Source organism: Shinella sp. (genome assembly GCF_035998705.1).
Classification (GTDB): domain Bacteria; phylum Pseudomonadota; class Alphaproteobacteria; order Rhizobiales; family Rhizobiaceae; genus Shinella.
The window spans coordinates 138,289-164,709 of record NZ_DASYHH010000008.1; the positions used below are offsets into that span (position 1 = coordinate 138,289).

Below are 26,421 nucleotides of genomic sequence, written 5' to 3' on the forward strand. Positions count from 1 at the left end.
ATCGGCGGCGTGTGGAGTCGGTCAGCCGGGAAGTGACTCCGCCGGCGAAAAAATTGCGCGGTTCGACCAGGCGAGCGTTGCCGAAATGCGACACGAATTGGCAAATCAGCGTCGCCGTTTTGTCATCCGCAAAAGCAAGGGCGCGGTCGTTGCCGACCGCGCCCGATGTTTTTCGAGATTTTGGACCCGTCAGGCCGCCGCTTCCTTCTCGACCGCCCACTTGCGCAGGATCTTGGCAGCGCGCTCTTCGCTGATCTCGACCATGCGGCCGAGGCGGCGTTCGGGGCCTTCCTTGACGCGGCGGTTGAAGGTACCGTCGCCATCGTCGCCGGCATTGAGCAGGTCGTCCGTGCTGTCGAAGCCAAAGTCTGCGCCAAAGCCGTCCATGAGGGTGGCACCGGGGCCGCCAACGCCGGCCGCCGGCGAGAAGTCGGGCAGTTCGAGGCCGGCCGCATCGCTTTCCAGCGCGTTGGCCGTGGCACCGCCGCCGGTGACCGAGCGGACCGCCGGGCGAAGGCCGAACCACACCACCACGATGGCGACGCCGAGGAACGCGAGTGCGTTGATGATGCCGCCGAGATTGCGCGTCAGCACCTCCATGATGCCCGGACCCGCCACTGCCTGGTCGAGCAGCTGGTGGTCGAGGAACTCCATGGCGTTGATCGTCACGACATCGCCGCGGTCGGTGCTGAGGCCTGCGGCCGAAGAGACGATCTTCTGCATATCGGTTATATAAGCGTCGATTTTCGCCTGGTCCGCGGGTTCGCCAACCATTGCAGCTATGCGGGCGCGGTTGACGACGACTGCGACAGACAGTTTCTCGACCGCAAAGCCGCTGCGCACGGTGGCGACGGTCTTGCTGTTGATCTCGTAGTTGGTCTGCTCTTCCTTCTTGTCGGCTTCGTCGCTCGACTTCTGGCCGTTGGCGTCGCCTTGGGGACCGCCTTGGGGAATGTTCTGCTCGACGGTCGCGGCCTTGTTGTCGGCCTGCTGTTGCGACTTCTGCGTTTCGCGCGTCACCCGCACCGAGCGTTCGACACGCGATTCCGGATCGTAGACGGTCTCCTGAATCTGCTGAGAGTCCGTGTTGAGCGAGGCGGTGACACTTGCGCGGAAATTTTCCATGCCGAGGAAAGGTGCAAGTGCCTTTTCGATGTTGCGCTCGACTTCGCTCTGCACGGTCTGCACGGCCGTCAGCGAGCGATTGACCGCGCCGTTTTCCGCATCGTCGCCGGAGGCGAGAAGCTGGCCGGCCGAATCGAGGATGGTGACGCCGTCGACTTCGAGGCCGGGCACGGAAGCGGCAACCAGATGGCGGATCGCGCCGGCCGATTCACGGCCGACCTGGGCGCTGGCGCGGATCATCACGGAAGCGGTCGGCACCTGCTCTGCTTTACGGAAGTTGCCGCGCTCCGGCATGACGATGTGCACGCGGGCGGCGGCGATGCCGCTGATCTGCTGGATGGTGCGGGCGATTTCGCCTTCGAGGGCACGAACGCGCGTCACCTCCTGCATGAAGGAGGTGAGGCCGAGCGAGCCGACCTTGTCGAAGAGTTCGTAGCCGGAATTGGCGCTGTTGGGCAGGCCGCGTTCGGCGAGATAGAGCCGCGCCTTGCCCGTCTGGCCGACCGGCACCTCGATACTGGCGCCGTCCGTTCCGGTGTTGAAGTCGATATTGGCTTCGGCGAGCGCCAGGCTGATCTGGTTCACGTCGGTCTTTTCCAGACCGACATAGAGCGTCTCGTAGGAGGGTTTGTTCACGATGATCCCGGCGGCAAGCACAAGGCCGACCGAGACGACGGCCGCTCCCGCCAGCATCGCGAGCTTCGCCTGACCTAGCGAAGCCAGGTTCCTGTAGACTTTCGTCAACTGTTCCAACAGATTCATTCTGTTCCCGCACGGACTAGTCGCCTGGATACCGGACAACATGCCGGCGCGATCAGACGCATTTTCAATCTCGTGGGACGAAACCGGCGCATTTCCGCACGCGCCGCCTGCCCCATGGAATACCTGGATCTAACTGACCCGACATGGAGACTAGCCGGCGAAACTTGCGCGAGCATTTCGTTGCGGGGCACTGGTGAGGGCCGCACGACGCAGGACGGCGCCACAGGGGCGCCGCCAAACTCACTGATCATAATGTGGGATCGACTAGAAGGCCTCGAAGTCGCCGACTGCCTTGCCGATCGGCTGGGAATGGCCGTGGCGCATTCCGTTGCTCAGCGCCTTCTGCATGTCGGCAAGCTTCACCAGATTGAGCGCCGTCGTGACGTCGACGATCCAGTTCTCCGGAATGCTCGCGGTGATCGTGTCGATGAACTCGGCGAGGCCCCGCGTCTTCTGGACGGCAAGGTCTATGCCCTGCAGCACCATCAGGCGTTCGGCATGGTCGAGCACCGCCTCGCCGTGGACGCCGGAAAGCTGCGGCTCGATACGTTCGATCAGATAGGCGACATCGTGCAGTTCGGACACGATCCGCATCAGGACATCCGGAAGGGCTTCCTCCATGGCAGTCGCTGCACTCAGATACTCGGCTTGCATGGGTGACCCTTTTTATACCCTGTTCACTTCCTTGGAGCGCGATTGCCCGGTCAGAAGAATTCGATCGAGCTTTCGGCGGGCCTGGCGACGGGAACGGGCCGCTGCTCCAGCGCCACCGTCTTCTGCGTCTCGACGCCCGTCAGCGCATATTGCCGGGCCCGGCCGCTCGACGGCCAGTATTCCAGCTTGCGCCCATGCTCGCCGCCGGTGCTTTCGCCGACGACCTTGATGCCTTCGTCCATCAGGAACTGCCGGGCGAACAGCGCGTTCTGCTCTCCGACATTGGAGAAGCGCGCGATCGTCCTCGCGCCCCCGAAGATCTTCGCCTCCAGCCGGTCGCGCCGCGCGCCCTGCTTCAAAAGGCCGTTGATCAGGAGTTCCATCAGGTGCACGCCGTAGCGCGTGGCGTCGCCGCCCGAGGCCATGGCCTCGACCGAGCCCGGCAGCAGGAAATGATTCATGCCGCCGACGCCAATCACCGGGTCGCGCATGCAGGCGGCCACGCACGAGCCGAGAATGGTGGTGAGCACCACATTCGGATCGTTGAGGACCTTGTATTCGCCCTGAATGACATGGACGCGGCGCGTCCCGGCGTCTGTTATCATTTCAACGCCCCGAACACGGCTTCGATCGCTGCCTTCATCTTTTCGATGGTGAAGGGTTTGGCGAGAACGTTGTTGGCACCGAGTGCGGCCGCCTTCTGCACCAGGGCACGGTCGCCCTGCGCGGTCAGGATGATGAAGGCCGCCTTCTTGGTGGTGGGGTTGGACCGCACCGCCTGAAGGAACTCGATGCCGTCCATCTTCGGCATGTTGAAGTCGGAGATGACCAGGTGGTGCGGCTGCTGGGCCATGATGGCCATGCCCTGCGCACCGTCACCGGCCGCCGTGATCTGTTTGAAGCCGAGCTGTTGCAAGGCATCGCCCAGCAGCAGGCGACTGGTGACCTGATCGTCGACGATGAGGACTTTGATTTTTTCAGCGATAGACATTATTCGCTCCCTTCTCTACGGGCCGCAGTGATTTTCAAGACTTCCTCCCCGATGGAGGAGAGCGGAAACTGGTGTTCTACGGCGCCAAGCTCGAAAGCCACTCGCGGCATTCCATATACGACGCAGGTTTTTTCATTCTGACCGATGGTCCGCGCCCCTGCATGGCGCATTTTCAACAGGCCGCTTGCCCCGTCCCGGCCCATGCCGGTGAGGATGACGCCGACCGCATTGCGGCCGGCAAGTTCGGCCACCGAATCAAACAGCACATCCACCGATGGGCGATGACCGTTGACCGGATCCCGTTCCACCAGCCGGCAGCAGGGTGCATGCGGGTTGGAGACCTGGAGATGACGGTCGCCGCCGGGCGCCAGGTAGATCTTGCCGATCTCCAGGCGGGCACCGTCCGTCGCTTCCTGCACCACGGGCGCGCAGAGCCGGTGCAGCCGGTCGGCGAAGCTCTTGGTGAAGGATGGCGGCATGTGCTGGGTGATGACGGTCGGCGGGCAATTGACCGGGAACTTCTGCAAGACCGCGATCAGCGCTTCCACGCCGCCCGTCGAGGCGCCGATGGCGACGACCCGGCGGCCGGGCTTGTAGCTGACGGCCGGGTTGACGTTGGCGGCGGTCGGCGCCAGCGGCGGCACGTCCGTGCGGACCTGGCGGCGCTGCGAGCGGGCGGCGGCCTTCACCTTCTCGGCGAGGTCGCCGAAAGGGCGGGCGTCGCCCGGCTGCGGTTTTCCCACGCAGTCGAAGGCACCGATTTCGAGCGCCATCAGCGAGGCTTCCGCACCGCGATGCGTCAGCGTCGAGACCATGATGACCGGCATCGGCCGGAGCTTCATGATCTTGTCGAGGAATTCGAGCCCGTTCATGTTCGGCATCTCGATATCCAGCGTCACGACGTCCGGATTGAGCTGCTTGATCGCGTTGCGGGCTTCCATGGCGTCGCCGGCCTGGCCGACGACGTCGACGTCCGGATCGGCATTGAGCACGGCCGTGATCAGGCCGCGCATGGTCGGCGAGTCGTCGACGACGAGTACGCGCGCGGGTGCCATCATGCGCTCCTCCTGTGCTTGCCCGTGTAGCGGTAGGTTGTGATGCCGATATTGTCGAACTGGTTCTTCGCCTCGCCGGCAACACGCTCCGAGTGGCCGATATAGAGGTGGCCCGCGTCGCCCAGCATGCCGGCAAACCGCGACCAGATCTTCATCTGCGTCGGCTCGTCGAAATAGATGACGACGTTGCGGCAGAAGATCACGTCGAACGGCCCCTTGAACGGCCATTGCGCCATCAGGTTCAGTTCGTTGAAGGTGACGAGGCGCTTCACCCGGTCGTCGACCTGCCACTTCTGCCGCCCGGCGATCTCCGTCTCGCGGAAGAACTGCTTGCGCATGGCCGGGTTGACGGTCTCGAGGGCCGTCGCGTCATAGGCGCCGGCCCGGGCGATCGCCAGGATCTTCGGGTCGATATCCGTCGCCAGGATGCGGAAGTCGTAATCGGCGGCGTTCGGCATCAGCGACAGCACGGTCAGCGCGATCGAATAGGGCTCCTGCCCGTCCGAACAGGCGGCCGACCAGATGCGCACGCGGCCGCCGTTGCGGGCCCGCGCCAGGAGGTCCGGCAGCACGTCGCTCTTCAGGTGGTCGAAATGGTGGTTTTCGCGGAAGAAGCGGGTGAAGTTCGTCGTCAGGTGCGACAGCATCTCCTTGCGCGGGCCGGCACCGGCCGGCGAGGAGACGAGCGCGCAATATTCCCGGAACCCCTTGAGGCCGAGCTGGCGGATATGCTTCGACAGGCGCGAATAGACGAGCGAGGCCTTGGTCTCGTTGAGATAGATACCGGCATCCGCATAGATCATGGCCGCAATCTCGGAGAGGTCCTTGCGCGTCAGCGGGTATTCGCCGCTGGCAAGGCACTCGTCCGGAGACTGTCTCGCATCGATGGCCGGGGAATGGGTCATGCAGCTTCGCTTTCCGTATGCGGGAAGAGGGCATCGAGTTCGAGGAGGCAGATCATGCGGCCCTCGATGGCGAGGATGCCGCGGGCATAAGCCTTCGCCGCCTCACTGGCGATGTCCGGCGTCGGCTGCATGTTCTCGTCGGTCACGGTCAGGATGTCGGAGACCGCATCGACGAGCAGGCCCACCACCCTCGCCCCGACCTGGGCGACGATGATGACGTGGCGCACGGTCGGCTCCGCCGGCTTCATGCCGAGGCGCAGCGACAGGTCGACGATCGGCAGTACGGCACCGCGCAGGTTGATCACGCCCAGCACATAGGAGGGCGCGTGCGGCATCGACGTCGCCGGGGTCCATCCACGGATCTCCCGGACCGACATCACGTTCACGCAGAACTCCTGGTCGCCGATCCTGAAGGCGATCAGCTCCCGTCCGTGCGTGAGATTGTTTACCGCGTACGTCATTGTCTCTTAACCGGTTGCAGCGAGCGAGATGTCTTGTCTGAGCGACTGGCCACGCGAGGCGGCAACCACCGCATCGACGTCCAGGATGAGGGCCACGCGGCCGTCGCCGAGGATGGTCGCGGCGGCAATGCCGGGCACGTGGGTGTAGTTCGCCTCCAGGCTCTTGATGACGACCTGGCGCTGACCCTGGATGGCATCGACCATCAGGGCACGCTGGCCGCCGCCTTCCGATTCGACGAGCAGGGCGACGCCGTCCATCGGATTGGCCTGCGTGTTGCGGAAGTTGAGGATCCGGCCGACATCCACCAGCGGGCAGAAGGAGTTGCGGATCGAGATGAGGCGCTGCGAGGCGCCGAAGGAGTGGATGGCGGAAGCTTCCGGCTGGAGCGTCTCGACGATGGCCGTCAGCGGCACGACCAGCGTCTGGCCGGCGACGGTCACCACCATGCCGTCGAGGACGGCGAGCGTCAGCGGCAGGCTCATGGTGAAGACGGAGCCCTGGCCGGGCTTGGACGAGATCGAGATGCGGCCCCCGAGCGCCTGGATCGAGCGCTTGACCACGTCCATGCCGACGCCGCGGCCGGAAAGGTCCGAAACCTTGTCTGCGGTGGAGAAGCCGGCGTGGAAGATCAGGTTGTCGATTTCCTCGTCCGACAGGTTGGCATCGGCCGCGATCAGGTCGTTGTCGATCGCCTTCTGGCGCACCTTCTCGCGGTTGATGCCGGCGCCGTCGTCGGCAAGCTCGATGACGATGCGGCCGGACCGGTGTTTTGCCGTCAGGCGAACGGTGCCTTCCGGGTTCTTGCCGAGCGCTTCGCGCTTTTCCGGCATTTCCAGGCCGTGGTCGACGGCGTTGCGGATCATATGCGTCAGCGGCTCGGCGAGCTTGTCGATGACGGTCTTGTCGACTTCGGTGTTCTCGCCTTCCGTGATGAGGCGGACCGACTTGCCGGTAATGTCGGCGATTTCGCGAACGGTACGGGCCATGCGCTGGAACACCGGCTTTACCGGCTGCGCGCGGATGGCCATCACCGAATCCTGGATCTCGCGGGTGAGCTGCTGCAGCTCTTCGAGGCCCATATTGATGGAGGACGTGCCGTTGGTGTCGTTCTCGACGACGCTCTGCGAGAGCATCGCCTGGTTGATGACGAGCTCGCCGACGAGGTTGATCAGGCGGTCGACGCGGTCGAGGTCGACGCGGATCGTCTGGCCTGCGGCGGCGGCCTGGTTGGCCTGTGCGGCACTGGCGGCGGAAGCCGCGGCCTTGGCGTTTTCGGCGGCGCGGCTTGCCACCTGCGCCACCTTGCTGACGGTTTCGGCGGCGGCGACGGCGGCAGCCGCGTCGCTTTCAAGGACGGCCGGCTCGTCGTCCGCGGCGGTCGAACCGCCCTCGTCGAGGATCGACAGGTCGAAGGGTACGGGCTGCATCGGCAGCTCTTCGTCGCTCGCCGCCTCGCTGGCGATATCTTCCTCGATGGTGCGGATGTCGAGATCGCAATCCCACTCGGCGAATTCGAAGACGGAACGCACGCCGTCCTCGCCCTTGTCCGTCGTCACCGAGATCTTCCAGGAGAAATAGGCTTCCTCCGGGTTCATCTTGTCGAGCGGCGGCAGGCTGTCCATGTCGCAATAGATGCTCATCTCGCCGAGACGGGAGAGATCGCGCAGAAGCAGGGCCGCTTCGTTGCCCTTGGCGTAGAGATCCTTCTTCGGCTTGAAGAGGACCTGGCAGGTCGGCACGTAGCGATCGGCCGGTTCCTCGTCGAAATCGCCAAAGGAGAACGGGATCGGCTGGAAGCCTTCGTCGTTGACCACCGGCTTTTCGACGACCGGCGCCGGCGCGGCGGCCTTCTGAGCAGCGGCTGCGGGTTTCGGCGCGGGGGCCTCGGCAGCGGCCGGCACTTCGCCGTTCGCCAGCGCTTCCAGTTCGCGGATGAGGGTGCGGCTGCGCGCCTCGTCGACGCTTCCGCCGTCGCGCGCCGCATTGGTCAGGTCCGCCAAGACGTCGGCGGATTTCAGCATGACCTTCAGGACGTCCTGGGTCGGCTCCAGCTTGTTGGATCGAACGCAATCCAGTGTCGTCTCGAACACATGGGCGAAGGAAACGAGGTCATCGAGGCCGAATGCACCGGCACCGCCCTTGATCGAATGCACGGCGCGGAACACGGCGTTGACCGTCTCCGGGTCGCGATCCCCGTCGTTCAACTTCAAGAGACCCGATTCCAGTTCCGCGAGTTGCTCCTCGCACTCCTGGAAGAAAATCTCTTTGATTTCGTTCATATCCATCGGGAGAAATCCTGGATTAGGCGGTTACGCGCTCGATTGCGTCGATCAGCTTCGTCGGATCGAAGGGCTTTACGATCCAGCCCGTGGCGCCGGCCTGGCGTGCACGGTTCTTCTTTTCGGCGTCGCTTTCGGTCGTCAGAACGAGGATCGGGATCGCCCGGTACTTCTCGTTGCGGCGCACGCCCTCGATGAAGCCGAAGCCATCGAGACGCGGCATGTTGATGTCGGTGACGATGACATCCGGGTTCGCGTTTTCCAGAACTTCCAGACCCTCGATGCCGTCTTCGGCCTGGATGGTCTCGAAGCCCGCATTGTTGAGGGTCACGAGAAGCATGTTTCGAATTGTCCGGGAATCATCCACGGTGAGTACTTTTTTCTTCATTGCCTAGCCTCCTGTGCCAGCAAGTGATCAATATTCACGCCAATAAGTTGCATTGTCTTCATGAAAGGTTCGGATACCTTGGTGTAGGTGAAGGGTTGCTTGTCCTCCTCCCAGCTCTTGGCGCCAGCCATCAATACCTGGGCACAGAGCGCACCGACCCGCTCGACTGCCGAAGCGTCGATGACGAGCGGACCGCCCTTCAGCCCCATGAGCTGTGCATGCAGCGCCGTCGCCTCGTTGAGGTCGAGGACGGGGGCAAGGCTTAGACTTTTCTGAGCGGCTTTCTTGCTCGCCATTACCGGTTTCCTTGTCTGCGTCTGTGCAAAATCATCGTTGTCTCGTTCCGGCCGGCGGGCGGATGGCTTCCTTCGGAAAGCCGGCTGCGCGCCGTCGAGAACCAGTGTCGGGGCCGTCTCTCCGTCATCTCACCCTCCGAAACCGACGGCGCGCGCCGTGAGGACATCGAGGGGTGAAGCCTGCATGTCGTTGCGTTCGGCGGCGACACGCGTTTCCGCCGGCGCGGAACGCGGGTTGCGACGAAGGTCGCGGCCCGACGAAACGTGGAATTCCCGAATCGTGCGGCCGAGTTCGAGAATGACCCTGTGCAGGTCGCCGCCGGCCTCGCCGATGCGGCCCGCATCCGAAGCGTCGGCTTCGAGCGCACGGCCGGCCCGGCCGATATCCGTGGTGACGCCGTTCAGCCCTTCGGCATCGACGGCGCTTTCGCGCACGATGCCGGTGATGGCGGCGTTGATGTCGGCAACCTGGCGCACGATGTTGCCGATCGCGTCCTGGGTGCGGTGAACGTGCTCGACGCCGGCTTCCACCTGCGCCTTGGTGCCCGTCACCAGCTGCTTGATCTCACGGGCCGCATCCGCCGAGCGCTGGGCGAGTGCCCGCACTTCCTGCGCGACGACCGCAAAGCCGCGACCGCTGTCGCCGGCCCGCGCAGCCTCGATGCCGGCATTGAGCGCCAGCAGATTGGTCTGGAAGGCGATCTCGTCGATCACGCCGATGATCTGGCCGATCTTTTCCGCCGACGCCTCGATATCCGCCATCGCGGACATGGCTTCGCCGACGATGTTGCCGCTCTCCGTGACGGACTGCTGCGTGGCGGCGGCGGCCGACTGCGCCTTGCGGGTTTCGCCGAGCGTCTGGCGCACGCGCTCGACGATGGTGCCGAGGGCGTTGGCCGTCTCGATCAGGCTTGCCGACTGCTCGGCGGAGCGGGCCGACAGCGCACCGGCACCCGAGGCGAGCGTGCCGACGAGGCGATCGGATTCCGTCGCGCGATCGGCGGCGGTTGTGAGATGCGACTGGATTTCGTCGAGCGCGCCGTTCAGCGTCTCGGCAAGCTCGCGCCAGGCATCCGGCATTTCGCCGGAAACACGGGCGGAAAAATCGAGGGCGGAGAGGCTGCGGATCGTGTCGCCGAAGACGCGATCAAGTTCGGCGCGGTCCTCGCGGCGCTGTTCGCCAAGCGCCCGTTGATGCGCATGGCGCAATTCGTTGAAGCGCAGCGAGACGCCGATTTCCGCATCGACAAACGCCGTGCGGAGGAAGGCGGAGATGAGACCGGTCAATTCCTGGCGGCGCGCCTTGGCGCCGGAGAAGAGGGATTTCGGCCAGTATTCCTCGATCAGGCCGGTGACGACCGTTTCGACAACGACCGAATGACCGGAAATGCGCCAGCGCGGGTCGAGGCCCATCTGGCTTTCGCTGTCGGACAGGACCTTGACCCGTTCGGCATAGAGCGCATCGAACCGCGCGTCGGTCAGCACGCTCCAGTGGGAGCTCTGGAGGTCGTGCAGGCGGTCGATCTGGCGCTCGCTCTGGAAATGGCGGGCGGCATCGGGAAAGGTCTGGAAACGCTGGAAGAGATCGCGAAGTGCGATCTCGACATGCCGTTCGAGCGTCTGGCGGTGGCGGCGGAGCGTATCGCCTTGCGTGCCTTCGATGCCGGCAAAGCGCAAACGGTCGCGCAGGCTGGCTGCCTGTCCCGTTCGTGCCTGTTCTGCCGGCATTTCCTGCACCAAACTGCTCCCAAACCAACAATGCCCCGGCCACCCGCAACGGATGGACGACTGAATTCTCGCATGGAGAGATTGGCTGACCGAGCCGTGCTCACGCGGCGGCATGGAGATGCCACCCATCGATCCATGATCAAATTCGGTGAAACTCGAATACCGGTTCGGATCCGGTACGGCGGTTCGGCATCATGCCTGGGTGAGAAATGGCGAATTTCCCATTCCGACGTGTAGAGCAATGTTTATGGTTAATTCCTTGCCTGAAGGTTAATAGTTCATGGCTTGCTTCTGGCATCGCTAAAATTAACCCGAACCGCCGTAACGTCAGCCACACGCAAGCTCGCGCGCGTAGGGTCAAGGCGTAAACTGACAATGATGTCAGGAGGAACGAACAATGATTGTTCTGGGATTGGGCGCAGCGCTGATCGCTTCTGCAACGCTTGCCGCCATCTACATGCTTCTCGACATCGATGCGGGTCGCGCCCCGGCCAAGGCCCGGGTGTTCTGATATAGGCCTCAGCTCTCCGTAACGAGCGCGCGCCAGCGCGCGGCATAGTCGGCTGCGCCCCGTGGCAGGCCGTCGTCAATCGTCACCAGTGCAGGCTCCGGCGCGCTCCCCGCCGCGAGGCAGGCAGCGCCGATGCTCGTGCCTGTCGCATTGCCGCCGGCCAGCACCGCACGCCCCGTTGCCACTCTCAACATCATCAGGAACGCCCGATTGGCCGCAAACGGCCCCTCGACGATAACCGACCCCTCGGCGCCGATGAGGTCGAGGCAGGTCGCCGTCATCAAAGCGAGATGGAAGGCGATCACGGCCTGCGCCGCGTCTCCGCTGAGTTGGTCGCGCGCAACCGTCCACGTCGCCTTGCGGCCGGGAAACGGCCCGGAATCCTCCGGCAGCGACGGGAGCAGCATGGCGCCACGCGCCAGCACCTCGGCTATGGCTTCCGGCGGCAGGTCGCCGGACTTGCCGCCGAGCACCGAAAAAGCCCGCCCGCCCATGAAACGGGCGGACGGCACCGGGTCGCCGAGCGCATTGACGTTGACGAGCGTGTCGCGCGCCTCGTCCAGCGCGACCGGCCGGGCGCCGATCGCCATCACCACGACCCAGGTGCCCGTCGAGACCACCGCATAGGGCGCCTGCCGCGTCAGGACATAGGGCAGCAGCGAGGCATTGGAATCGTGAATGCCGCAATGGACCGGGATGCCCGGCCTGAGCCCCGCCGCTTGCGCGATTTCGGGCAGGATCGGCCCGAGCACATCGCCCGCCTTGCGGACGGGCGGCATGAGGCCGCGCCATCCCCGCGCTTCCACGAGGCTGGAAAAGCGCCCTTCGCGCGGCTCCCAGAGATCGGCATGGCAACCGAGCGACGTCACCTCGCTCGCCGCGATGCCCGTCAGGCGGAAGGACCAATATTGCGCGTACATCAGGATCCAGCGCACCTCGGCGAATTTTTCGGGAAAGCGTTTCGCTTGCCAGTAGATCTGCAAGCCGGCATTGAGGCCGACAGGCAGCACGGGCGTGCCGCTCTCCTCGAAACGCGGGCGGACCATCCGGTATTCTTCGCCGAACTCCTGCGGCCCCTCGTGCTCGTAGTCGAGGACGGGAAGGACAAGCATACCATCGTCGCCGACGAGGGCTGCCGTCGCACCGTGCGTGGTGACCGAGATCGCATCGATCGGATGCTCCCGGTTGAGCGCGCCAAGGCTTTCCACGATGAAAGCCCAGAGTTTTTCGGTATCGAAATGTGGATAGGGCGCGGCCTGAACCACGCCGTTCGGCATGGTGCGCGCGGCGATTTCCCGAAAGCTTTCGCCATCAACGACTACGACCTTGGCATTTGTCTTGCCGATATCGATGACGGCTATGGTTTTCGACGCATCCATCGACTCAAGCCCTACGGCTGCGGAAACGCCGGTAGAGGATCGGCAGCGCGATGACGGAGATCAAGAGCAGGCCGATGAAGATCGACATGACGATGCCCGGCACGTTGAGCAGGCCGAAGCCGAAGGTCACCATGCCCATGATCAACGCCGCCAGCACGACGCCCGGAATGGTGCCCGAGCCGCCGAGAATGCTGATACCGCCGAGCACCACCATCGTCACCACTTCCAGCTCCCAGCCGAGCGCGATGGAGGGCCGCGTCGAGCCAAGACGCGCGGTCAGGCAGATCGAGGCGATCGCCGCCATCAGGCCGGTCAGCAGGAAGAGTATGAACTTGACCCGGCCGACACGCACACCGGAGAAGAGGGCAGCCGTGGGATTGTTGCCGATCGCGTAGACGGTGCGGCCGAAGCTCGTCTTGTGCAGCACGACGCCATAGACGACCGCCAAGGCCACGAAGAGGCAGAACTCGAAGGAGAAGACCCACCAGACGTAGCCTTGGCCGAACCAGGAGAAACTCGCCGGATAGCCGGTAAACGCCTTGTCGCCGAGGATGACGAAGGAGAGGCCGCGAAACAGGCTCATCGTGCCGATGGTGACGACGATCGACGGCAGGCCGAGGCCGGTGACGAGCAGGCCGTTGAAGGCGCCGCAGAGGAGGCCGGTGGCAAGGCCGACCATGACGAGTGCCGGCGTATCGAAGCCGAGCTGCACCGCGTAGCCCATCGCCGTGGAGGTGAGCGCGATGACCGAGGCGACGGAGAGGTCGATCTCGCCGGAGATGATGACCAGCGCCATGGCAAAGGCGATCATCGCCTTTTCGGTGAAGTTGAAGGTCGCGTCCGACAGGTTCCACGGATCGAGGAAATAGGGCGAGGCCAAGGAATTGACGAGGAAGATCGCCAGCGCCACGGCGATCAGCAGCGTCTCCCAGCTTTTCACCAGTCGCGCGCCGCGGCCTTCCAGCCGGTCGGGAATGTGGCGCGCCACCATCTGGGTCTCAGCCATGGGCGGCCTCCGCTTTCCTGAGGATAACCCGACCCTTGCGCTTTTCGGCGCGCGCATTCACGGCGACGGCGATGATGATGACCATGCCGGAGATCGCCATCTGGGCGAAGGGCGAGATGTTGATGACGGGCAGCGCGTTCTTGATGACCCCAAGGAAGATCGCGCCGAGCAGCGCGCCGCCGACCGAGCCGATGCCGCCGGCAATCGAGATACCGCCGATGACGCAGGCCGCGATGATATCGAGTTCGAAGCCGGCCGCGATATCGACATAGGCAACGGCGTAGCGCGAGACCCAGAGATAGCCGGAAAGGCCGGCCAGCGTGCCCGACAGGCAATAGGCGAAGAAACGCGTGCGGCCGACATCGATGCCGGTATAGACCGCTGCATGCGGATTGCCGCCGACGGCGAAGAAGGCGCGGCCGAGCGGCGTGCGGCGCATCACCACGAACATGATGCCGATGATGACCAGCGACAGCCAGGAAAGCAGCGGGAAGCCGAGCACGGCTGCCCGTGGCAGCGCCTTGAAGGCATCGCTCATCTGGTGCGCATTGATCCAGGCGCCGCCGGACAAGAGGAAGATCAGGCCGCGATAGATGGTGAGCGTGCCGAGTGTCACGACGATCGGCGGAATGTCGAGTTTCCAGACGAGCAGGCCGTTGATCGAGCCGAGCACGGCGCCGAGCGCCATGGCGATGAGGATGACGAGCGGAATCGGCAGACCCGGCATCGCCGCGTTGATCATCGCCGCCACCATGCCGGACAGCGCGAGGTTGGCGGCCATGGAGAGATCGATGCAGCGCGTCAGGATGACGGCCATCTGGCCGAGCGCCAGGATGATGAGGATCGACGTGTCGTTATAGACATTGGCAAGATTGCCGGGCGTCACGAAGGGCGGGAAGCGGATAGCGATCAGCACCACCAGGGCGACGATCGCCACGACCAGCAGCATTTCGCGGTTTTTCAGCAAGAGTTTCATGCGGCCTCCTGAATGCCGGCGGCGGCGCGCACGAGTTTCTCGGCGGTGAGGTCGGAGCGCTCGAAGCGGCCGGCGATGCGGCCCTCGCGCATGACGATGACGCGGTCGGCCATGCCCATGATTTCCGGGATTTCGGAGGAGACCATGATGACGCTGAGGCCGGAGGCAGCGAGCTCGCTCATGAAGGCGTGCACGGCGGCCTTCGAACCGATATCGATGCCCTTGGTCGGCTCGTCGAGGATGATGACCTTCGGCCGTGTTGCCAGCCACTTGGCGATCACCACCTTCTGCTGGTTGCCGCCCGACAGCGTGCCGACATCCTGATCGAGCGAGGCGGCGCGCAGATCGAGGCGGGCGGTGTATTCCCGCGCCAGCGCAAACTCCTCCGCCATGCGCAAAAAGCCCGCACGCGAAGTGCGCGACAGCGAGGGCAGCGTGACGTTCTGGAAGATCGGCAGGCCGATGATCGCGCCCTGCCGGCCGCGCTCCTCCGGCACATAGACGATGCCGGCCTCGATGGCCTCGGCCGGCGAGCGGATGACCTTGATCTCGCCATCCAGCCGGACGGCACCGGCGGAAGGTTTGGTGATACCGATGAGCGATTGCATGAACTCCGACCGGCCGGCGCCGACGAGGCCGTAGAAACCGAGGATTTCGCCGCGGCGCAGTTCGAAATTGATGTCCTCGAATTCCGTCGGGTGGCGGTAGCCGGAGACGGTGAGCACCGGTTCGCCGATCGCAACCTCTTGCTTCGGAAACACCTGGCCGACATCGCGGCCGACCATCAGGCGCACGAGATCGTCCTGCGTCGTCTCGCCGATCAGCCCCTCGCCCACCATGCGGCCATCGCGGAAGACGGTGTAGCGGTCGGCGATACGGAATATTTCATCGAACTTGTGGCTGATGAAGAGGATCGCCTTGCCGTCCGCCTTCAGCCGGTCGACCAACTCGTAAAGCTCGTGGATTTCCTTGTGCGACAGCGCCGCCGTCGGCTCGTCCATGATGACGACGCGGGCATCGATGGAGAGCGCGCGGGCGATGGCGACGAGGTGCTTGTTGGCGATGCCGAGATCGCGCAGACGGATCGACGGGTCGAGATCGGCGCCGACGCGCGACAGCAGCGCGCGGGCATCGGCGTTCATCTTTTTCCAGTCGATCAGGCCGAGGGCGGTGCGCGGGGCGTGGCCCAAAAAAATGTTTTCGGCGACCGACAGTTCGTCGAACAGCACGGTCTCCTGATGGATGGCGGTGACGCCGGCTTTCGCCGCGGAATTGGCGGTCGGGAAGCGGGTCTCCACGCCGTCGACGTGGATCATGCCCTCGTCGGGCTGGTAGATGCCGGTGAGGATTTTCACCAGCGTCGACTTGCCGGCCCCGTTCTCGCCGACGAGTGCCGTCACCGAGCCCGGATAGAGCGCGAGCGAGACCTCTGCGAGCGCGCGCACGCCGGGAAAGGATTTCGAAATCCCTTCAAGGGCGACGGCGGGCTTCATCCGCGATGTGGTCGTGTCCTGCAGCAAGTGTTGGTCCACCGGTTGGGTTTATGCTTGATTGCGGGCAGTGCGACACCCCCCTCTGGCCTACCGGCCATCTCCCCCTCAAGGGGGGAGATCGACAAGAGGCGAGAACCCTGCTCCATCAGCAGCGTCGAAGATGGGCGAGGCGATGCCCCATCCGATCTCCCCCCTTTGAGGGGGAGATGCCCGGCAGGGCAGAGGGGGGTACCCCATCCGCTATCGCCGGATCAGAAGATCTTGGCGAACTCTTCGACGTTCTTGGCGTCGTAGATGAACGGATCGGCCATGGCGCCTTCGTTCTTGTCGTCGAGCTTGACGGTGCCCATGCGGCCCATCTTCAGTTCCGCGCCGGGCTTGGCTTCCGCGCCGCCGATCAGGTCATAGGCGATCATGGTGGCGGAGTAGCCGAGATCGATCGGGTTCCAGATCGCGAAGGATTTCGACGCGCCCGACTTCACATGGCCGGCCATTTCGGACGGCAGGCCGAGGCCGGTGACGTTGATCTGGCCGATCTTGCCGGCGTCGGTGACGGCTTGTGCTGCGGCAACGATGCCGACGGAGGTCGGCGCGATGATCGCCTTCAGGTTTGGATGCGACTGGATGAGGCCCTGCGTCTCGCGATAGGACTTGTCGGCAAGGTCGTCGCCATAAACGGTGGCGACCACGTTGATGCCCTTGTAGTTGGGCAGCACCTTGGTCATTTCCTCGATCCAGACGTTCTGGTTGGTCGAGGTGGCCGTTGCCGAGAGCACCGCGACGTCGCCGCCCTCCGGCAGGTTGTCGGCGGCGAGCTTGATGATCATGTTGCCGATCAGCGGGTTCGACGACGGGTTGAGGTGCATCGAGCGGCCTTCAGGGGCGACGCCCGAATCCCAGGAGATCACCTTGATGCCGCGGTCCATGGCCTTCTTCAAGGCCGGCACCAGGGCGTTGGTATCGTTGGCCGAAACGGCGATAGCATCGACCTTCTGGGCGATCAGCGAGTTGATCACCTCGATCTGGCCTTCCGCGGTCGTCGTCGTCGGGCCGGTATAGATGACCTCGACGTCGCCGAGTTCCTTGGCGGCTTCCTGCGCGCCTTTGTTGGCGGCCTCGAAGAAGCCGATGCCGAGCGCCTTGACGACGAGGGCGATCTTCTTGGTCTCCGCATGTGCGGTGGCCATCATCGCGACCGAGACGGCCGCGGTCACAAGCAATGTCTTCAAAATCTTCATGTCTGTCTCCTCCCAGTGAAATCAAAAACCCTCCGGCTTTATGCCGACGAGGGTGCAGTCTGCGTTCTGGCGTCGGTCTGAACGTTTGCGACGATCAGGTTGACGCCGGCCTCCTCCAGCATCGCGGCATCCCTGTCCTCGATGCCCGAATCCGTGATGACGGTTGCGATGCGCTTCAGCCCGCAGAGAATGAGGCTGGAGCGCTTCCTGAATTTTGTGGAATCGACGAGCACGACGAGTTCGTCCGCCTGGTCGATCAGCTTCTGTTCCGCCTGGATGAGCAGCGGATCGGCCTCCATCAGGCCGAGCGGGCCGAGGCCCTGCGCGCCCATGAACATGCGGCGCGCATAGAAATTGCGCGTCACGTCATTGTCGAAGGGGCTGAGCACGATGTTCTGCTCGCGATAGATCGTGCCGCCGGACAGCATGATCGTGTTCTTCGAATGCTTCAGCAGGTGTTCGGCGATATTGAACGAATTGGTGAACACCTGCATGCGGCGGTTAGTCAAAAAGTGCACCATCTGGAACGTCGTGGTGCCGCCGTTGATGATGATCGGATCGCCATCCTCGCAGAGACCGACCGCCTCCTTGGCGATCGCCTGCTTCTGGCGGGTGTTCAGCGTCTCGTTCACCGTGAAGGGCCGGCCGGCGAGGCCGACGAATTGCGGCGGATGCAGCGCCTCGGCGCCGCCGCGCACCCGGCGCAGCTTCTTCTGCACGTGAAGTGCTGCGATATCGCGCCGGATCGTCGCCTCGGAACTGTCGGTCAGGTCCACCAGTTCGGGCACGGTGACGACCGGCTTTTCCTGAACGGCGGACAGGATGATCCGATGTCTTTCCTTCTCGTGCATGGCTCCTCCAATGCTTGCAATGCTTCCATCAGGAACGCGCAATGTCAATCACAATCAATCATATTTTTTCATTGTGCAGTGCAATATGACTGTTTTTGATCGTTTATGATTGACATGAGCGAAGTTTCCGTGAGATTTGAAAGCATGCCTTCAAGCGCGGCGATAGCCTTGCGCTTCATAAATACCGGGAGGAATACCGATGCTGGAGAAGAACCAGGGCGCACGCCTTGCAACCCTGTGGGATGACGCAAAGGCGTCGACGATGAGCGAGCCCGAGCGGCTGCTCTATCGCTCCAACCTGCTCGGTTCCGACAAGCGCATCACCAATTACGGCGGCGGGAACACCTCGGCGAAGGTCATCGAGAAGGACCCGCTCGGCGCGGGCGAAGTCGAGGTTCTCTGGGTCAAGGGCTCCGGCGGTGACGTCGGCACGATCAAGATGGACGGCTTTTCGACGCTCTACATGGACAAGCTCAATGCGCTGAAAGGCCTCTATCGCGGCCTGGAGCATGAGGACGAGATGGTGGGTTACCTTCCCCACTGCACCTTCAACCTCAACCCGCGTGCCGCCTCGATCGACACGCCGTTGCATGCCTATGTGCCGAAAAAACATGTCGACCACATGCACCCCGACGCGATCATCGCGATCGCCGCTGCGCAGAACAGCCGTGAACTGACCCAGAAAATCTTCGGCGACGATATCGGCTGGCTGCCGTGGAAGCGGCCGGGTTTTGAACTGGGCCTGTGGCTCGAAAAATTCTGCCTGGAAAACCCGACGGCGCGCGGCCTGGTGCTGGAAAGCCATGGGCTCTTCACCTGGGGCGATACGGCGAAGGAATGCTACGAGACGACGATCGAGATCATCAACAAGGCGATCGGCTGGTTCGAAGAAAACAACACGGCACCGGCCTTCGGTGGCGCCGTGAAGCCGGTGCTGGCCGCCGCCGAGCGCCGGGCGGTCGCCGAAAAGCTCATGCCGGTCATTCGCGGCATGATCAGCCTTGATGAAAAGAAGGTCGGCCATTTCGACGATGGCGAGGCTGTACTGGACTTCGTGACGGCGAAGAACCTCGCGCCGCTCGCGGCGCTGGGCACGAGTTGCCCTGACCACTTTTTGCGCACGAAAATTCGCCCGCTCGTCGTGGATTTCGACCCGGCCAACCCGGATATCGACAAGACGCTCGCCGGGCTCGCCGATGCCGTTACCGCCTACCGGGCGGACTATGCGGCCTATTACGAGCGCTGCAAGCGGGACAACAGCCCGGGGATGCGCGACCCGAATGCCGTGGTCTACCTGGTGCCGGGCGTCGGCATGATCACCTTTGCCAAGGACAAGGCGACGGCGCGGATTTCCGGCGAGTTCTACGTCAACGCCATCAATGTCATGCGCGGCGCTTCGGGCGTGTCGGAGTATGTCGGCCTGCCGGAGCAGGAAGCTTTCGACATCGAATACTGGCTGCTGGAAGAAGCGAAACTCCAGCGCATGCCGAAGCCGAAGAGCCTCGCCGGCCGCATCGCGCTCGTCACCGGGGGTGCCGGCGGTATCGGCAAGGCGACGGCCAACCGGCTGATGGCGGAAGGCGCCTGCGTGGTGCTGGCGGACATCGACGAGACGGCGCTTGCTGCCGCTCAGAGCGAACTGGCGGACCGCCACGGCAAGGATTTCGTGCGCTCGGTCGCGATGAACGTGACGGACGAAGCGCTGGTGGCAAAAAGCTTTGCCGATACGCTGGTCGAATTCGGCGGCCTCGACATCCTCGTCTCCAATGCCGGTCTCGCCTCCTCGGCACCGATCGAGGAGACGACGCTGGAGCTTTGGAACAAGAATATCGGCATTCTCGCCACCGGCTACTTCCTCGTGGCACGCGAGGCGTTCCGCATCTTCCGCCGGCAGAAGGCGGGCGGCAACGTGGTCTTCGTCGCGTCCAAGAACGGACTTGCCGCCTCCCCCGGAGCTTCCGCCTATTGCACCGCAAAGGCCGCCGAAATCCACCTTGCCCGCTGCCTGGCGCTCGAAGGCGCCTCCGAGCAGATCCGCGTCAACGTGGTGAACCCGGACGCGGTCTTGCGCGGCTCGAAAATCTGGACCGGCGAGTGGAAGGAACAGCGTGCGGCGACCTACAAGACGGACGATCTGGAGGCGCATTATCGCGAGCGCTCGATGCTGAAAATGTCGGTCTATCCGGAGGATATCGCGGAAGCCATCTACTTCCTCGCGTCCGACATGTCGGCGAAATCGACCGGCAATATCGTCAATGTCGACGCGGGCAATGCCCAGTCCTTCACGCGCTGAGGAGATCAAGCGATGACGATGATTTCCAAGGACGTGGTTTCGCGCGAGAACGACAGCCGTCTTGCCGATCTCAAGAGCGACTATGAGCATCTCGGCGCGCAGCTTGCCCGCCGCGGCGTCGATATCGATGCGGTGAAGCGCAAGGTCGCGGCCTATGCGGTGGCGGTGCCCTCCTGGGGCGTCGGCACCGGCGGCACGCGGTTTGCGCGTTTTCCCGGCGAGGGCGAGCCGCGCAACATTTTTGACAAGCTGGAGGATTGCGCGGTCATCCAGGAACTGACCCGCGCGACGCCCACGGTCTCCCTGCACATTCCGTGGGACAAGGTGACGGACCTCAAGGAGTTGAAGGAACGGGGCAATGCGCTCGGCCTCGGCTTCGACGCGATGAACTCCAACACCTTTTCCGATGCGCCGCAGCAGGAGCATTCCTACAAGTTCGGCTCGCTGTCGCACGCCAATGCCGCGACGCGCCAGCAGGCCGTCGAGCACAATCTGGAATGCATCGCCATCGGCAATGTGCTGGGCTCCAAGGCGCTGACGGTGTGGATCGGCGACGGCACGAACTTTCCCGGGCAGGCCAACTTTACCAAAAGCTTCGAGCGTTATCTCGATGCGATGAAGGCCATTTACAAGGAACTGCCGGAGGACTGGCGGCTCTTCACCGAGCACAAGATGTACGAGCCAGCCTTCTATTCGACCGTCGTGCAGGACTGGGGCAGCAATTACCTGATCGCCCAGGAACTCGGCCCCAAGGCCTATTGCCTCGTCGATCTCGGCCACCATGCGCCGAACGTCAATATCGAGATGATCGTCGCGCGGCTCATCCAGTTCAAGAAACTCGGCGGCTTCCATTTCAACGATTCGAAATATGGCGACGACGATCTCGATACCGGCTCGATCGATCCCTACCGGCTCTTCCTCGTGTTCAACGAACTGGTGGATGCGGAAGTGCGAAAGGCCGAAGGCTTTGCGCCGGCGCATATGCTCGACCAGAGCCACAACGTGACCGACCCGATCGAAAGCCTGATGCGCAGCGCCATGGAGGTCTGCCGTGCCTATGCGCAGGGGCTGATCGTCGATCGAGCGGCACTTCTCGGCTACCAGGACGGCAACGACGCGCTGATGGCCTCCGAAACGCTGAAGGCCGGCTTCCGCACCGATGTCGAGCCGATCCTTGCCATGGCGCGGCTGGAATCGGGCGGCGCGATCGATCCGGTCGCGACCTATCGGACGGCGGGCTACCGGGCGAAGGTCACCGGCGAGCGGCCGGCGGTGGCGAGCGGGGGCGGCGGCATCGTCTGAGGCGTCAAAGAGAAGTTTTCGAGACCCCTTGCTTTCCGGAAAACGGCTGCCAGATTGGGCAGTGGCAGAATGATGCTGTCAAAGGGAGCACTCCATGGGCATTGAAAGCATTCTTATTTTCCTCCTCATCGGCGCCATTGCGGGCTGGCTCGCGGGCCTGATCGTCTCGGGCTTCGGCTATGGCCTCATCGGCAATATCGTCGTCGGCATCGTCGGCGCCTTCATCGCCGGTTTCCTGTTTCCAAGACTCGGCTTCTCGATCGGCGGCGGCATCCTTGCCGCAATCATTCACGCCACGATCGGTGCCGTGATCCTGCTCGTGCTCATCAAGGTCATCAAACGCGCCTGACCATGGCGCAGGAATCGAAAAGGCCGTGGCGTCCCCGCCGCGGCTTTTTTTTGCTTCAGTTGATGCTGACCGGCTTGGAGCGCATGCGCGATACCGTCTCGCGCTCGGCGCGCTTGCAGCGCATCGGCGGCAGACCGCGGTCCATCAGCGCCATATCCTCCAGCACCATGTCGCCCATCTTCTTGAAGGCACTGTCGAGCGCGCCGGCGCGGTGCGCCGAGCGCACGAAACCGGCAAGCCCGCGCACCGGATGGTCGAGCGGCAGCGGCTCCTCCGGATAGACGTCGCTTGCCGCAACGATATGGCCGGAGGCGACGGCCGCCATCAGCGCCGGGAAATCGACGACGTCGGCGCGGCTGAGCAGGATGAAGGCCGCGCCCTTGCGCATGGAAGCGAAAGCCTCGGCGCCGAGAAAGCCCTTGTTCTCGCTCGTCACCGAAGCGACGACGAAGACGAAATCGCTCATCGCCAGCACTTCGGAGAGCGATGCCGGCTCGACGCCCGCCTCGCGCAGCATGGACGGCGGCAGCCAGGGGTCGAAAACGCGGATTTTTGCGCGGAAGCCGGTGAGCAGACGGTTGAGCGCCCGGCCGAGATCGCCGAAACCGACGATGCCGATTTCAGCGCCGGAGACGAGGCGGGCGGACTGGTTGCCCTCGCCACCCCAGAGTTCCTTGCCCTCGCGGAAGGCGACGTCCGCATCGATCACACCGCGCGCGAGGTTCAAGGCCATGGCAAGGCCGAGTTCCGCGACCGGCTCGGCGAAGACCTGTCCCGTCGTCACGACGTGGATGCCGCGCGAAAACAGGATCTCGTAGGGCATGTTGTTGAGGAGATTGCTCTCGACGTTCAGAATGGCGCGCAGTTTCGGCATGCGCGCCAGCGTTTCGGCCGAAAGCGGCGGCTGGCCGAGGATGTAGCGCGCCTCGCCGAGCACATCGTCGCCGAGCCCCGCGATATTGTCCGGATCGGCCTCGACGATGCGGTAGGTCCTGCGCAGCTCGGCCTCGGCCTCCCGTGTGAAGATCAAGTCCAGCGAGCGCGGTTCGGGCGCGCTGATCACCAGCGGCAAGGGTTCGTCGGTCATGGCTCCTCCGGGAGTGGAATGGGATGATGTTACCAGTCGAGGCCGCGCAGATCGCGCTCGCGCGACAGCGGCATGCCGCTGCCCGTGCTGGTCACGCCGCTGCGCGTGCAGTCATAGACCGTGCGGCCCCAGTGCTGCTTCGTGCTGTTTTCCGGCGGTGGAATGTAGCGCGGCGTGCAATCGACCCGCTCCTCGGCTTCATGCTCCTGTGTCGTTACGACACCGGGCAGGTCATGAAAAACCTGCGCCTGGACGGCGGCCGGGGCAAACAGCAGGGTCAGGGCGGCAAGGGCCAGTCGTATCTTCATCGTCTCTTCCGGCCGGCGGCCGGTCCCTTCGCATTCCATAAAGAAGTACCGCGAGCCGGAAACATGCGCTATAGGCCTGCGGATAATCGTGCTGTCTAGATGGGGTTTTTCATGGCAAGTGCAATCCGCTATCACGAAGGTGACATTTCCGCGGCGGATGCGGCCCGCTATACCGGCGCCATCGCCATCGACACGGAGACGCTCGGCCTCGTTCCACGGCGCGACCGGCTCTGCGTGGTGCAGCTTTCCCCGGGCGACGGCACGGCTGACGTCATCCGCATCGCCGCCGGCCAGAAGCAGGCGCCGAACCTGACAGCCATGCTGGAAGACCCGGCCCGCCAGAAGATCTTTCATTACGGCCGTTTCGATATCGCCGTGCTGTTTCACACGTTCGGCGTCACCACCACGCCGGTGTTCTGCACCAAGATCGCCTCGCGCCTGACGCGCACCTATACCGACCGGCATGGCCTGAAGGACAATCTCAAGGAAATGCTCGAGGTCGACATTTCCAAACACCAGCAGTCCTCCGACTGGGCGGCCGAAACGCTGTCGCAGGCACAGCTCGACTATGCCGCTTCCGACGTGCTGCACCTGCATGCGCTGCGCGACAAGCTCAACGCCCGCCTCGTGCGCGATGGCCGGCTGGCCCATGCGGAGGCCTGTTTCACCTTCCTGCCGACCCGCGCCAAGCTCGACCTGCTCGGCTGGGACGAGACCGACATTTTCGCGCATAGCTGAGCCGCTTCGTGCAGGAGCAGCACCAGACCGGGCCGACGCTGGAGCCGCTTCGCCGGCTGATCCGCGGCAGGCTTGCGGCGCTGCCGCCAGCACTTTCCGAATTCATCCTGTTCGGGCTGAAACAGGCCTGGGCCTGCCTGTTCGGCGGGCTGATGCTCGGGCTCATCATCCTCACCAAGCTCGTCTGGCAACCGGACTGGCCGATCCATCGTTATGACGCATTGTTCGTGATGGCGCTCGCTATCCAGGTCACCTTCCTGAAGCTGAAGATGGAGAGCGTCGAGGAAGCGAAGGTCATCCTGATCTATCACCTCGTCGGCACGGCCATGGAGATCTTCAAGGTTCATATGGGCTCGTGGATCTATCCGGAGGAGGCGCTGATCCGCATCGGCGGCGTGCCGCTGTTTTCCGGCTTCATGTATGCCTCGGTCGGCAGCTACATGGCGCGCGCCATCCGCATCTTCGACATGCGCTTCACCCACTATCCGCCCTTCTGGGCAACGGCGTTGCTGGCGATCGCCATCTACGTCAATTTCTACATGCACCATTTTTTCATCGATATCCGGCTGGTGCTCTTCGCGGCGACGGTACTGCTGTTCCGGCGGGTGCGCATCTACTACACGGTGGAGGAAAAGCCGCGCTGGATGCCGCTCGTGCTCGCGGCTTTCTTCACCAGCATTTTTCTCTGGATCGCCGAAAACATCGGTACCGCCACGGGCGTCTGGCTCTATCCGGGCCAGAAGACTTGGCACATGGTGCCCTTCACCAAGCTCGGCTCCTGGTATCTTCTGCTCTATGTCAGCTTCGTTCTGGTGACGGTCGTCTGCCGGCCGCTGCCGCCGGATACAACCGGAATCCGACGGGCGCAGGCTTAACGTTCGGTTAATCGCCTCCGGACTATCCTCCGGCAAGACCGGAGGTTGCCATGTTGACACCCCTGCAAAGCGCGCAGTCTACCGCCGCCGTCTCGGCGATGCAGTCGATCGTCGAGACGATCGAGGACCGGCGCCGCGAGGAAGCGGAAAAGACCAGCGGGCGCAAGACCGACGACGTCTTGCAGCCGGCGGCTTTGCGTTCGGACGATGCCACGCGCCAGGCCAATACCCGCATCAACGAACATTTCTTCGGCAGCAACGGCCGCGGCGAGGATACGCTCGCCAAGCTGATCTCCCGCTTCAGCGATGCGCTCGGCGTGACGCAGCAGGAGGACGAATCGGCCCGCGCCTTCGCGCAGCGCCTCGCCGACATGCTGGCGCTGGTCGACGGCATTTCGCTGCCGGCCAAGGGCAGCACGCTCGGCGGGCTCGGCACGACGCTGACCGCCGTCAAGCAGGCGATGGCCGGCCCCTCGGACGACCAGACTGCCAACCTCGTCGCCCGCCTCGCCTTCACCTCCGGCGTGACGCAGGGCGAGGAGGAAGCCGACGCCGATTTCGAAAAACGCCTTTCCAACATGCTGACGCGCCTGCGCGGCGAATTGCCGAGCGACGTGGCGACGCTGGAAAACAAATCCGGCCTTTCCGACCTCGGCCTCAAGGCGACGGATCTCATCGCGGCGATCCGCAGCCCCTATGGCGCGGAAGCGGAGCGCGTGAAGGAAGCACTTGCCGAGAAGGCGCGCGACGAAAAGGCGCTGACGCCCGAAATGCGCAAGGTGCTCGCCCGTCTGGAAGACGCGGCCGACCCGAAGACGATCGAGGAACTCAAGCTCGATCGCACGAAGCGCGACCCGACCCGCGTCGAGGATGCCGAGACCCGCGCCGAGCGCGAGGAAACCATCCGCTCGCTGGAAGCCGGCGAGAAGCTCGAAGACGTGCAGAAGCTGCAGGACGCCGTCGGCCGCGCCCATGAGGATGCGACGAAGGGCAAGACGGACGGCAAGGCACCGGACGACCCGGCCAAGACCGCTGTCGACACGATCCAGCTGCTCGCTGCAGGTGCTGCGGCGACGGCACTTGCCGAGAAGACGCCGACGAAATCCGACAAGGCCGCGAACGACGCCAAGGACATCACGGCGGAAACCGTTCGTGATCTCGATGCGGCCAGCGTTCGCGAGCAGGAGGAACGGGAAGAGGCCAAGAAGGAAATCTTCACGCTGCGCGTCGACGACAACGGCATCTACGACCTCATCACCCGCCAGCTCGTCGCTTGACGGCTAGGACCAATCGACATTCAGCTCAGGCCGTGGCGAAAATGGTGGTTTTGCGTGACCCGGAGCGCAGCGTACTCAATGTACGTGAGCACC

At 63.9% G+C, this 26,421-nt stretch carries 25 protein-coding genes; 6 read left to right on the top strand and 19 right to left on the bottom strand.

The window, feature by feature from the left end; genetic code table 11:
* Positions 1-189: 189 nt before the first annotated feature.
* The 17 genes from fliF to VGN93_RS03700 form a co-directional block, all read right to left on the bottom strand.
* A complete protein-coding gene (gene fliF, locus VGN93_RS03620) occupies positions 190-1,887 on the bottom strand; it encodes a flagellar basal-body MS-ring/collar protein FliF (protein WP_327506367.1) in 1,698 nt (565 codons plus the stop codon).
* Between the two features lie 264 nt (positions 1,888-2,151).
* A complete protein-coding gene (cheT, locus tag VGN93_RS03625) occupies positions 2,152-2,541 on the bottom strand; it encodes a chemotaxis protein CheT (RefSeq protein WP_319318354.1) in 390 nt (129 codons plus the stop codon).
* Positions 2,542-2,591: 50 nt separating this feature from the next.
* Complete coding sequence (cheD, locus tag VGN93_RS03630) at positions 2,592-3,146, bottom strand: chemoreceptor glutamine deamidase CheD (protein ID WP_319318353.1); 555 nt, start codon at positions 3,144-3,146, stop codon at positions 2,592-2,594.
* Positions 3,143-3,532: a response regulator gene (locus VGN93_RS03635; RefSeq protein WP_069059978.1), complete on the bottom strand. Its 390-nt coding sequence runs from the start codon at positions 3,530-3,532 to the stop codon at positions 3,143-3,145. Before VGN93_RS03635 ends, cheD begins: the two co-directional genes overlap by 4 nt.
* Positions 3,532-4,590, bottom strand: coding sequence for a protein-glutamate O-methylesterase CheB (gene cheB, locus VGN93_RS03640; protein ID WP_327506368.1), 1,059 nt, complete (start codon positions 4,588-4,590; stop codon positions 3,532-3,534). Before cheB ends, VGN93_RS03635 begins: the two co-directional genes overlap by 1 nt.
* Positions 4,587-5,492 (bottom strand): protein-glutamate O-methyltransferase CheR, encoded by a 906-nt coding sequence (gene cheR / locus VGN93_RS03645; RefSeq protein ID WP_319318345.1) that lies wholly within the window; start codon positions 5,490-5,492, stop codon positions 4,587-4,589. Before cheR ends, cheB begins: the two co-directional genes overlap by 4 nt.
* Positions 5,489-5,953 (bottom strand): chemotaxis protein CheW, encoded by a 465-nt coding sequence (locus VGN93_RS03650; RefSeq protein WP_327506369.1) that lies wholly within the window; start codon positions 5,951-5,953, stop codon positions 5,489-5,491. The genes cheR and VGN93_RS03650 overlap by 4 nt, the downstream gene beginning before the upstream one ends.
* Before the next feature lie 6 nt (positions 5,954-5,959).
* Complete coding sequence (locus VGN93_RS03655; RefSeq protein ID WP_327506370.1) at positions 5,960-8,239, bottom strand: chemotaxis protein CheA; 2,280 nt, start codon at positions 8,237-8,239, stop codon at positions 5,960-5,962.
* Positions 8,240-8,255: 16 nt separating this feature from the next.
* Positions 8,256-8,621 carry a chemotaxis response regulator CheY1 gene (gene cheY1 / locus VGN93_RS03660; RefSeq protein WP_069059983.1) on the bottom strand — a complete coding sequence of 122 codons (366 nt, stop codon included), beginning with the start codon at positions 8,619-8,621 and terminating at the stop codon, positions 8,256-8,258.
* Positions 8,618-8,917 (bottom strand): STAS domain-containing protein, encoded by a 300-nt coding sequence (locus tag VGN93_RS03665; RefSeq protein WP_327506372.1) that lies wholly within the window; start codon positions 8,915-8,917, stop codon positions 8,618-8,620. Before VGN93_RS03665 ends, cheY1 begins: the two co-directional genes overlap by 4 nt.
* A gap of 129 nt (positions 8,918-9,046) precedes the next feature.
* Positions 9,047-10,645 carry a globin-coupled sensor protein gene (locus VGN93_RS03670; protein ID WP_327506832.1) on the bottom strand — a complete coding sequence of 533 codons (1,599 nt, stop codon included), beginning with the start codon at positions 10,643-10,645 and terminating at the stop codon, positions 9,047-9,049.
* Positions 10,646-11,164: 519 nt separating this feature from the next.
* Positions 11,165-12,535: an FGGY-family carbohydrate kinase gene (locus VGN93_RS03675; RefSeq protein WP_327506373.1), complete on the bottom strand. Its 1,371-nt coding sequence runs from the start codon at positions 12,533-12,535 to the stop codon at positions 11,165-11,167.
* 4 nt (positions 12,536-12,539) lie between these two features.
* The gene (locus VGN93_RS03680) at positions 12,540-13,541 is read right to left on the bottom strand and encodes an ABC transporter permease (RefSeq protein ID WP_327506374.1); all 1,002 of its coding nucleotides are present in this window, start codon (positions 13,539-13,541) and stop codon (positions 12,540-12,542) included.
* Positions 13,534-14,517, bottom strand: a complete 984-nt coding sequence (locus tag VGN93_RS03685) for an ABC transporter permease (protein WP_327506375.1) — start codon at positions 14,515-14,517, stop codon at positions 13,534-13,536. The genes VGN93_RS03680 and VGN93_RS03685 overlap by 8 nt, the downstream gene beginning before the upstream one ends.
* Positions 14,514-16,010 (bottom strand): sugar ABC transporter ATP-binding protein, encoded by a 1,497-nt coding sequence (locus VGN93_RS03690; RefSeq protein WP_327506833.1) that lies wholly within the window; start codon positions 16,008-16,010, stop codon positions 14,514-14,516. Before VGN93_RS03690 ends, VGN93_RS03685 begins: the two co-directional genes overlap by 4 nt.
* 251 nt (positions 16,011-16,261) lie before the next feature.
* Positions 16,262-17,248 (bottom strand): rhamnose ABC transporter substrate-binding protein, encoded by a 987-nt coding sequence (rhaS, locus tag VGN93_RS03695; RefSeq protein WP_319318322.1) that lies wholly within the window; start codon positions 17,246-17,248, stop codon positions 16,262-16,264.
* 38 nt (positions 17,249-17,286) lie between these two features.
* Positions 17,287-18,099, bottom strand: a complete 813-nt coding sequence (locus tag VGN93_RS03700) for a DeoR/GlpR family DNA-binding transcription regulator (protein ID WP_319318321.1) — start codon at positions 18,097-18,099, stop codon at positions 17,287-17,289.
* Positions 18,100-18,298: 199 nt separating this feature from the next.
* Here VGN93_RS03700 and VGN93_RS03705 point away from each other — a divergent pair, with 199 nt between their 5' ends.
* The 3 genes from VGN93_RS03705 to VGN93_RS03715 all read left to right on the top strand — a co-directional run bounded on the left by VGN93_RS03705 (position 18,299) and on the right by VGN93_RS03715 (position 22,043).
* The gene (locus tag VGN93_RS03705; protein WP_327506376.1) at positions 18,299-20,392 is read left to right on the top strand and encodes a bifunctional rhamnulose-1-phosphate aldolase/short-chain dehydrogenase; all 2,094 of its coding nucleotides are present in this window, start codon (positions 18,299-18,301) and stop codon (positions 20,390-20,392) included.
* A 12-nt stretch (positions 20,393-20,404) separates the two neighbouring features.
* A complete protein-coding gene (gene rhaI / locus VGN93_RS03710; RefSeq protein WP_327506377.1) occupies positions 20,405-21,694 on the top strand; it encodes an L-rhamnose catabolism isomerase in 1,290 nt (429 codons plus the stop codon).
* A gap of 94 nt (positions 21,695-21,788) precedes the next feature.
* On the top strand, positions 21,789-22,043 hold the full coding sequence (locus VGN93_RS03715; RefSeq protein ID WP_319318310.1) for a GlsB/YeaQ/YmgE family stress response membrane protein: 255 nt from the start codon (positions 21,789-21,791) through the stop codon (positions 22,041-22,043).
* 55 nt (positions 22,044-22,098) lie between these two features.
* On the opposite strand, the gene VGN93_RS03720 is transcribed toward VGN93_RS03715, so the two are convergent.
* Together VGN93_RS03720 and VGN93_RS03725 are read right to left on the bottom strand one after the other, a co-directional pair.
* Positions 22,099-23,130, bottom strand: a complete 1,032-nt coding sequence (locus VGN93_RS03720) for a hydroxyacid dehydrogenase (protein ID WP_327506378.1) — start codon at positions 23,128-23,130, stop codon at positions 22,099-22,101.
* 29 nt (positions 23,131-23,159) lie between these two features.
* The gene (locus VGN93_RS03725) at positions 23,160-23,438 is read right to left on the bottom strand and encodes a hypothetical protein (RefSeq protein WP_327506379.1); all 279 of its coding nucleotides are present in this window, start codon (positions 23,436-23,438) and stop codon (positions 23,160-23,162) included.
* 111 nt (positions 23,439-23,549) lie between these two features.
* Between VGN93_RS03725 and VGN93_RS03730 the strand changes: the two genes are divergently transcribed.
* Genes VGN93_RS03730 through VGN93_RS03740 form a run of 3 tightly spaced genes read left to right on the top strand, consistent with a single transcriptional unit; the run spans position 23,550 to position 26,328 of the window.
* Positions 23,550-24,176: a ribonuclease D gene (locus VGN93_RS03730; RefSeq protein ID WP_319318301.1), complete on the top strand. Its 627-nt coding sequence runs from the start codon at positions 23,550-23,552 to the stop codon at positions 24,174-24,176.
* Positions 24,177-24,184: 8 nt separating this feature from the next.
* Entirely contained in the window at positions 24,185-25,051 is an 867-nt protein-coding gene (locus VGN93_RS03735) for a DUF817 domain-containing protein (RefSeq protein ID WP_414714003.1), read from the top strand.
* Between the two features lie 50 nt (positions 25,052-25,101).
* The gene (locus VGN93_RS03740; RefSeq protein WP_327506380.1) at positions 25,102-26,328 is read left to right on the top strand and encodes a hypothetical protein; all 1,227 of its coding nucleotides are present in this window, start codon (positions 25,102-25,104) and stop codon (positions 26,326-26,328) included.
* The last annotated feature ends 93 nt before the right edge of the window (positions 26,329-26,421 follow it).

Coding starts and splice junctions, on each gene's coding strand:
- VGN93_RS03720 (WP_327506378.1), bottom strand. CDS start 23,130: ATGACCGACGAACCCTTGCCGCTGGTGATCAGCGCGCCCGAACCGCGC.
- cheR (WP_319318345.1), bottom strand. CDS start 5,492: ATGACCCATTCCCCGGCCATCGATGCGAGACAGTCTCCGGACGAGTGC.
- cheT (WP_319318354.1), bottom strand. CDS start 2,541: ATGCAAGCCGAGTATCTGAGTGCAGCGACTGCCATGGAGGAAGCCCTT.
- cheD (WP_319318353.1), bottom strand. CDS start 3,146: ATGATAACAGACGCCGGGACGCGCCGCGTCCATGTCATTCAGGGCGAA.
- VGN93_RS03685 (WP_327506375.1), bottom strand. CDS start 14,517: ATGAAACTCTTGCTGAAAAACCGCGAAATGCTGCTGGTCGTGGCGATC.
- rhaI (WP_327506377.1), top strand. CDS start 20,405: ATGACGATGATTTCCAAGGACGTGGTTTCGCGCGAGAACGACAGCCGT.
- cheB (WP_327506368.1), bottom strand. CDS start 4,590: ATGATGGCACCCGCGCGCGTACTCGTCGTCGACGACTCGCCGACCATG.
- VGN93_RS03700 (WP_319318321.1), bottom strand. CDS start 18,099: ATGCACGAGAAGGAAAGACATCGGATCATCCTGTCCGCCGTTCAGGAA.
- VGN93_RS03730 (WP_319318301.1), top strand. CDS start 23,550: ATGGCAAGTGCAATCCGCTATCACGAAGGTGACATTTCCGCGGCGGAT.
- fliF (WP_327506367.1), bottom strand. CDS start 1,887: ATGAATCTGTTGGAACAGTTGACGAAAGTCTACAGGAACCTGGCTTCG.
- VGN93_RS03670 (WP_327506832.1), bottom strand. CDS start 10,645: ATGCCGGCAGAACAGGCACGAACGGGACAGGCAGCCAGCCTGCGCGAC.
- VGN93_RS03650 (WP_327506369.1), bottom strand. CDS start 5,953: ATGACGTACGCGGTAAACAATCTCACGCACGGACGGGAGCTGATCGCC.
- VGN93_RS03655 (WP_327506370.1), bottom strand. CDS start 8,239: ATGGATATGAACGAAATCAAAGAGATTTTCTTCCAGGAGTGCGAGGAG.
- VGN93_RS03635 (WP_069059978.1), bottom strand. CDS start 3,532: ATGTCTATCGCTGAAAAAATCAAAGTCCTCATCGTCGACGATCAGGTC.
- VGN93_RS03740 (WP_327506380.1), top strand. CDS start 25,102: ATGTTGACACCCCTGCAAAGCGCGCAGTCTACCGCCGCCGTCTCGGCG.
- VGN93_RS03690 (WP_327506833.1), bottom strand. CDS start 16,010: ATGAAGCCCGCCGTCGCCCTTGAAGGGATTTCGAAATCCTTTCCCGGC.
- cheY1 (WP_069059983.1), bottom strand. CDS start 8,621: ATGAAGAAAAAAGTACTCACCGTGGATGATTCCCGGACAATTCGAAAC.
- VGN93_RS03715 (WP_319318310.1), top strand. CDS start 21,789: ATGGGCATTGAAAGCATTCTTATTTTCCTCCTCATCGGCGCCATTGCG.
- VGN93_RS03705 (WP_327506376.1), top strand. CDS start 18,299: ATGCTGGAGAAGAACCAGGGCGCACGCCTTGCAACCCTGTGGGATGAC.
- rhaS (WP_319318322.1), bottom strand. CDS start 17,248: ATGAAGATTTTGAAGACATTGCTTGTGACCGCGGCCGTCTCGGTCGCG.
- VGN93_RS03680 (WP_327506374.1), bottom strand. CDS start 13,541: ATGGCTGAGACCCAGATGGTGGCGCGCCACATTCCCGACCGGCTGGAA.
- VGN93_RS03675 (WP_327506373.1), bottom strand. CDS start 12,535: ATGGATGCGTCGAAAACCATAGCCGTCATCGATATCGGCAAGACAAAT.
- VGN93_RS03725 (WP_327506379.1), bottom strand. CDS start 23,438: ATGAAGATACGACTGGCCCTTGCCGCCCTGACCCTGCTGTTTGCCCCG.
- VGN93_RS03665 (WP_327506372.1), bottom strand. CDS start 8,917: ATGGCGAGCAAGAAAGCCGCTCAGAAAAGTCTAAGCCTTGCCCCCGTC.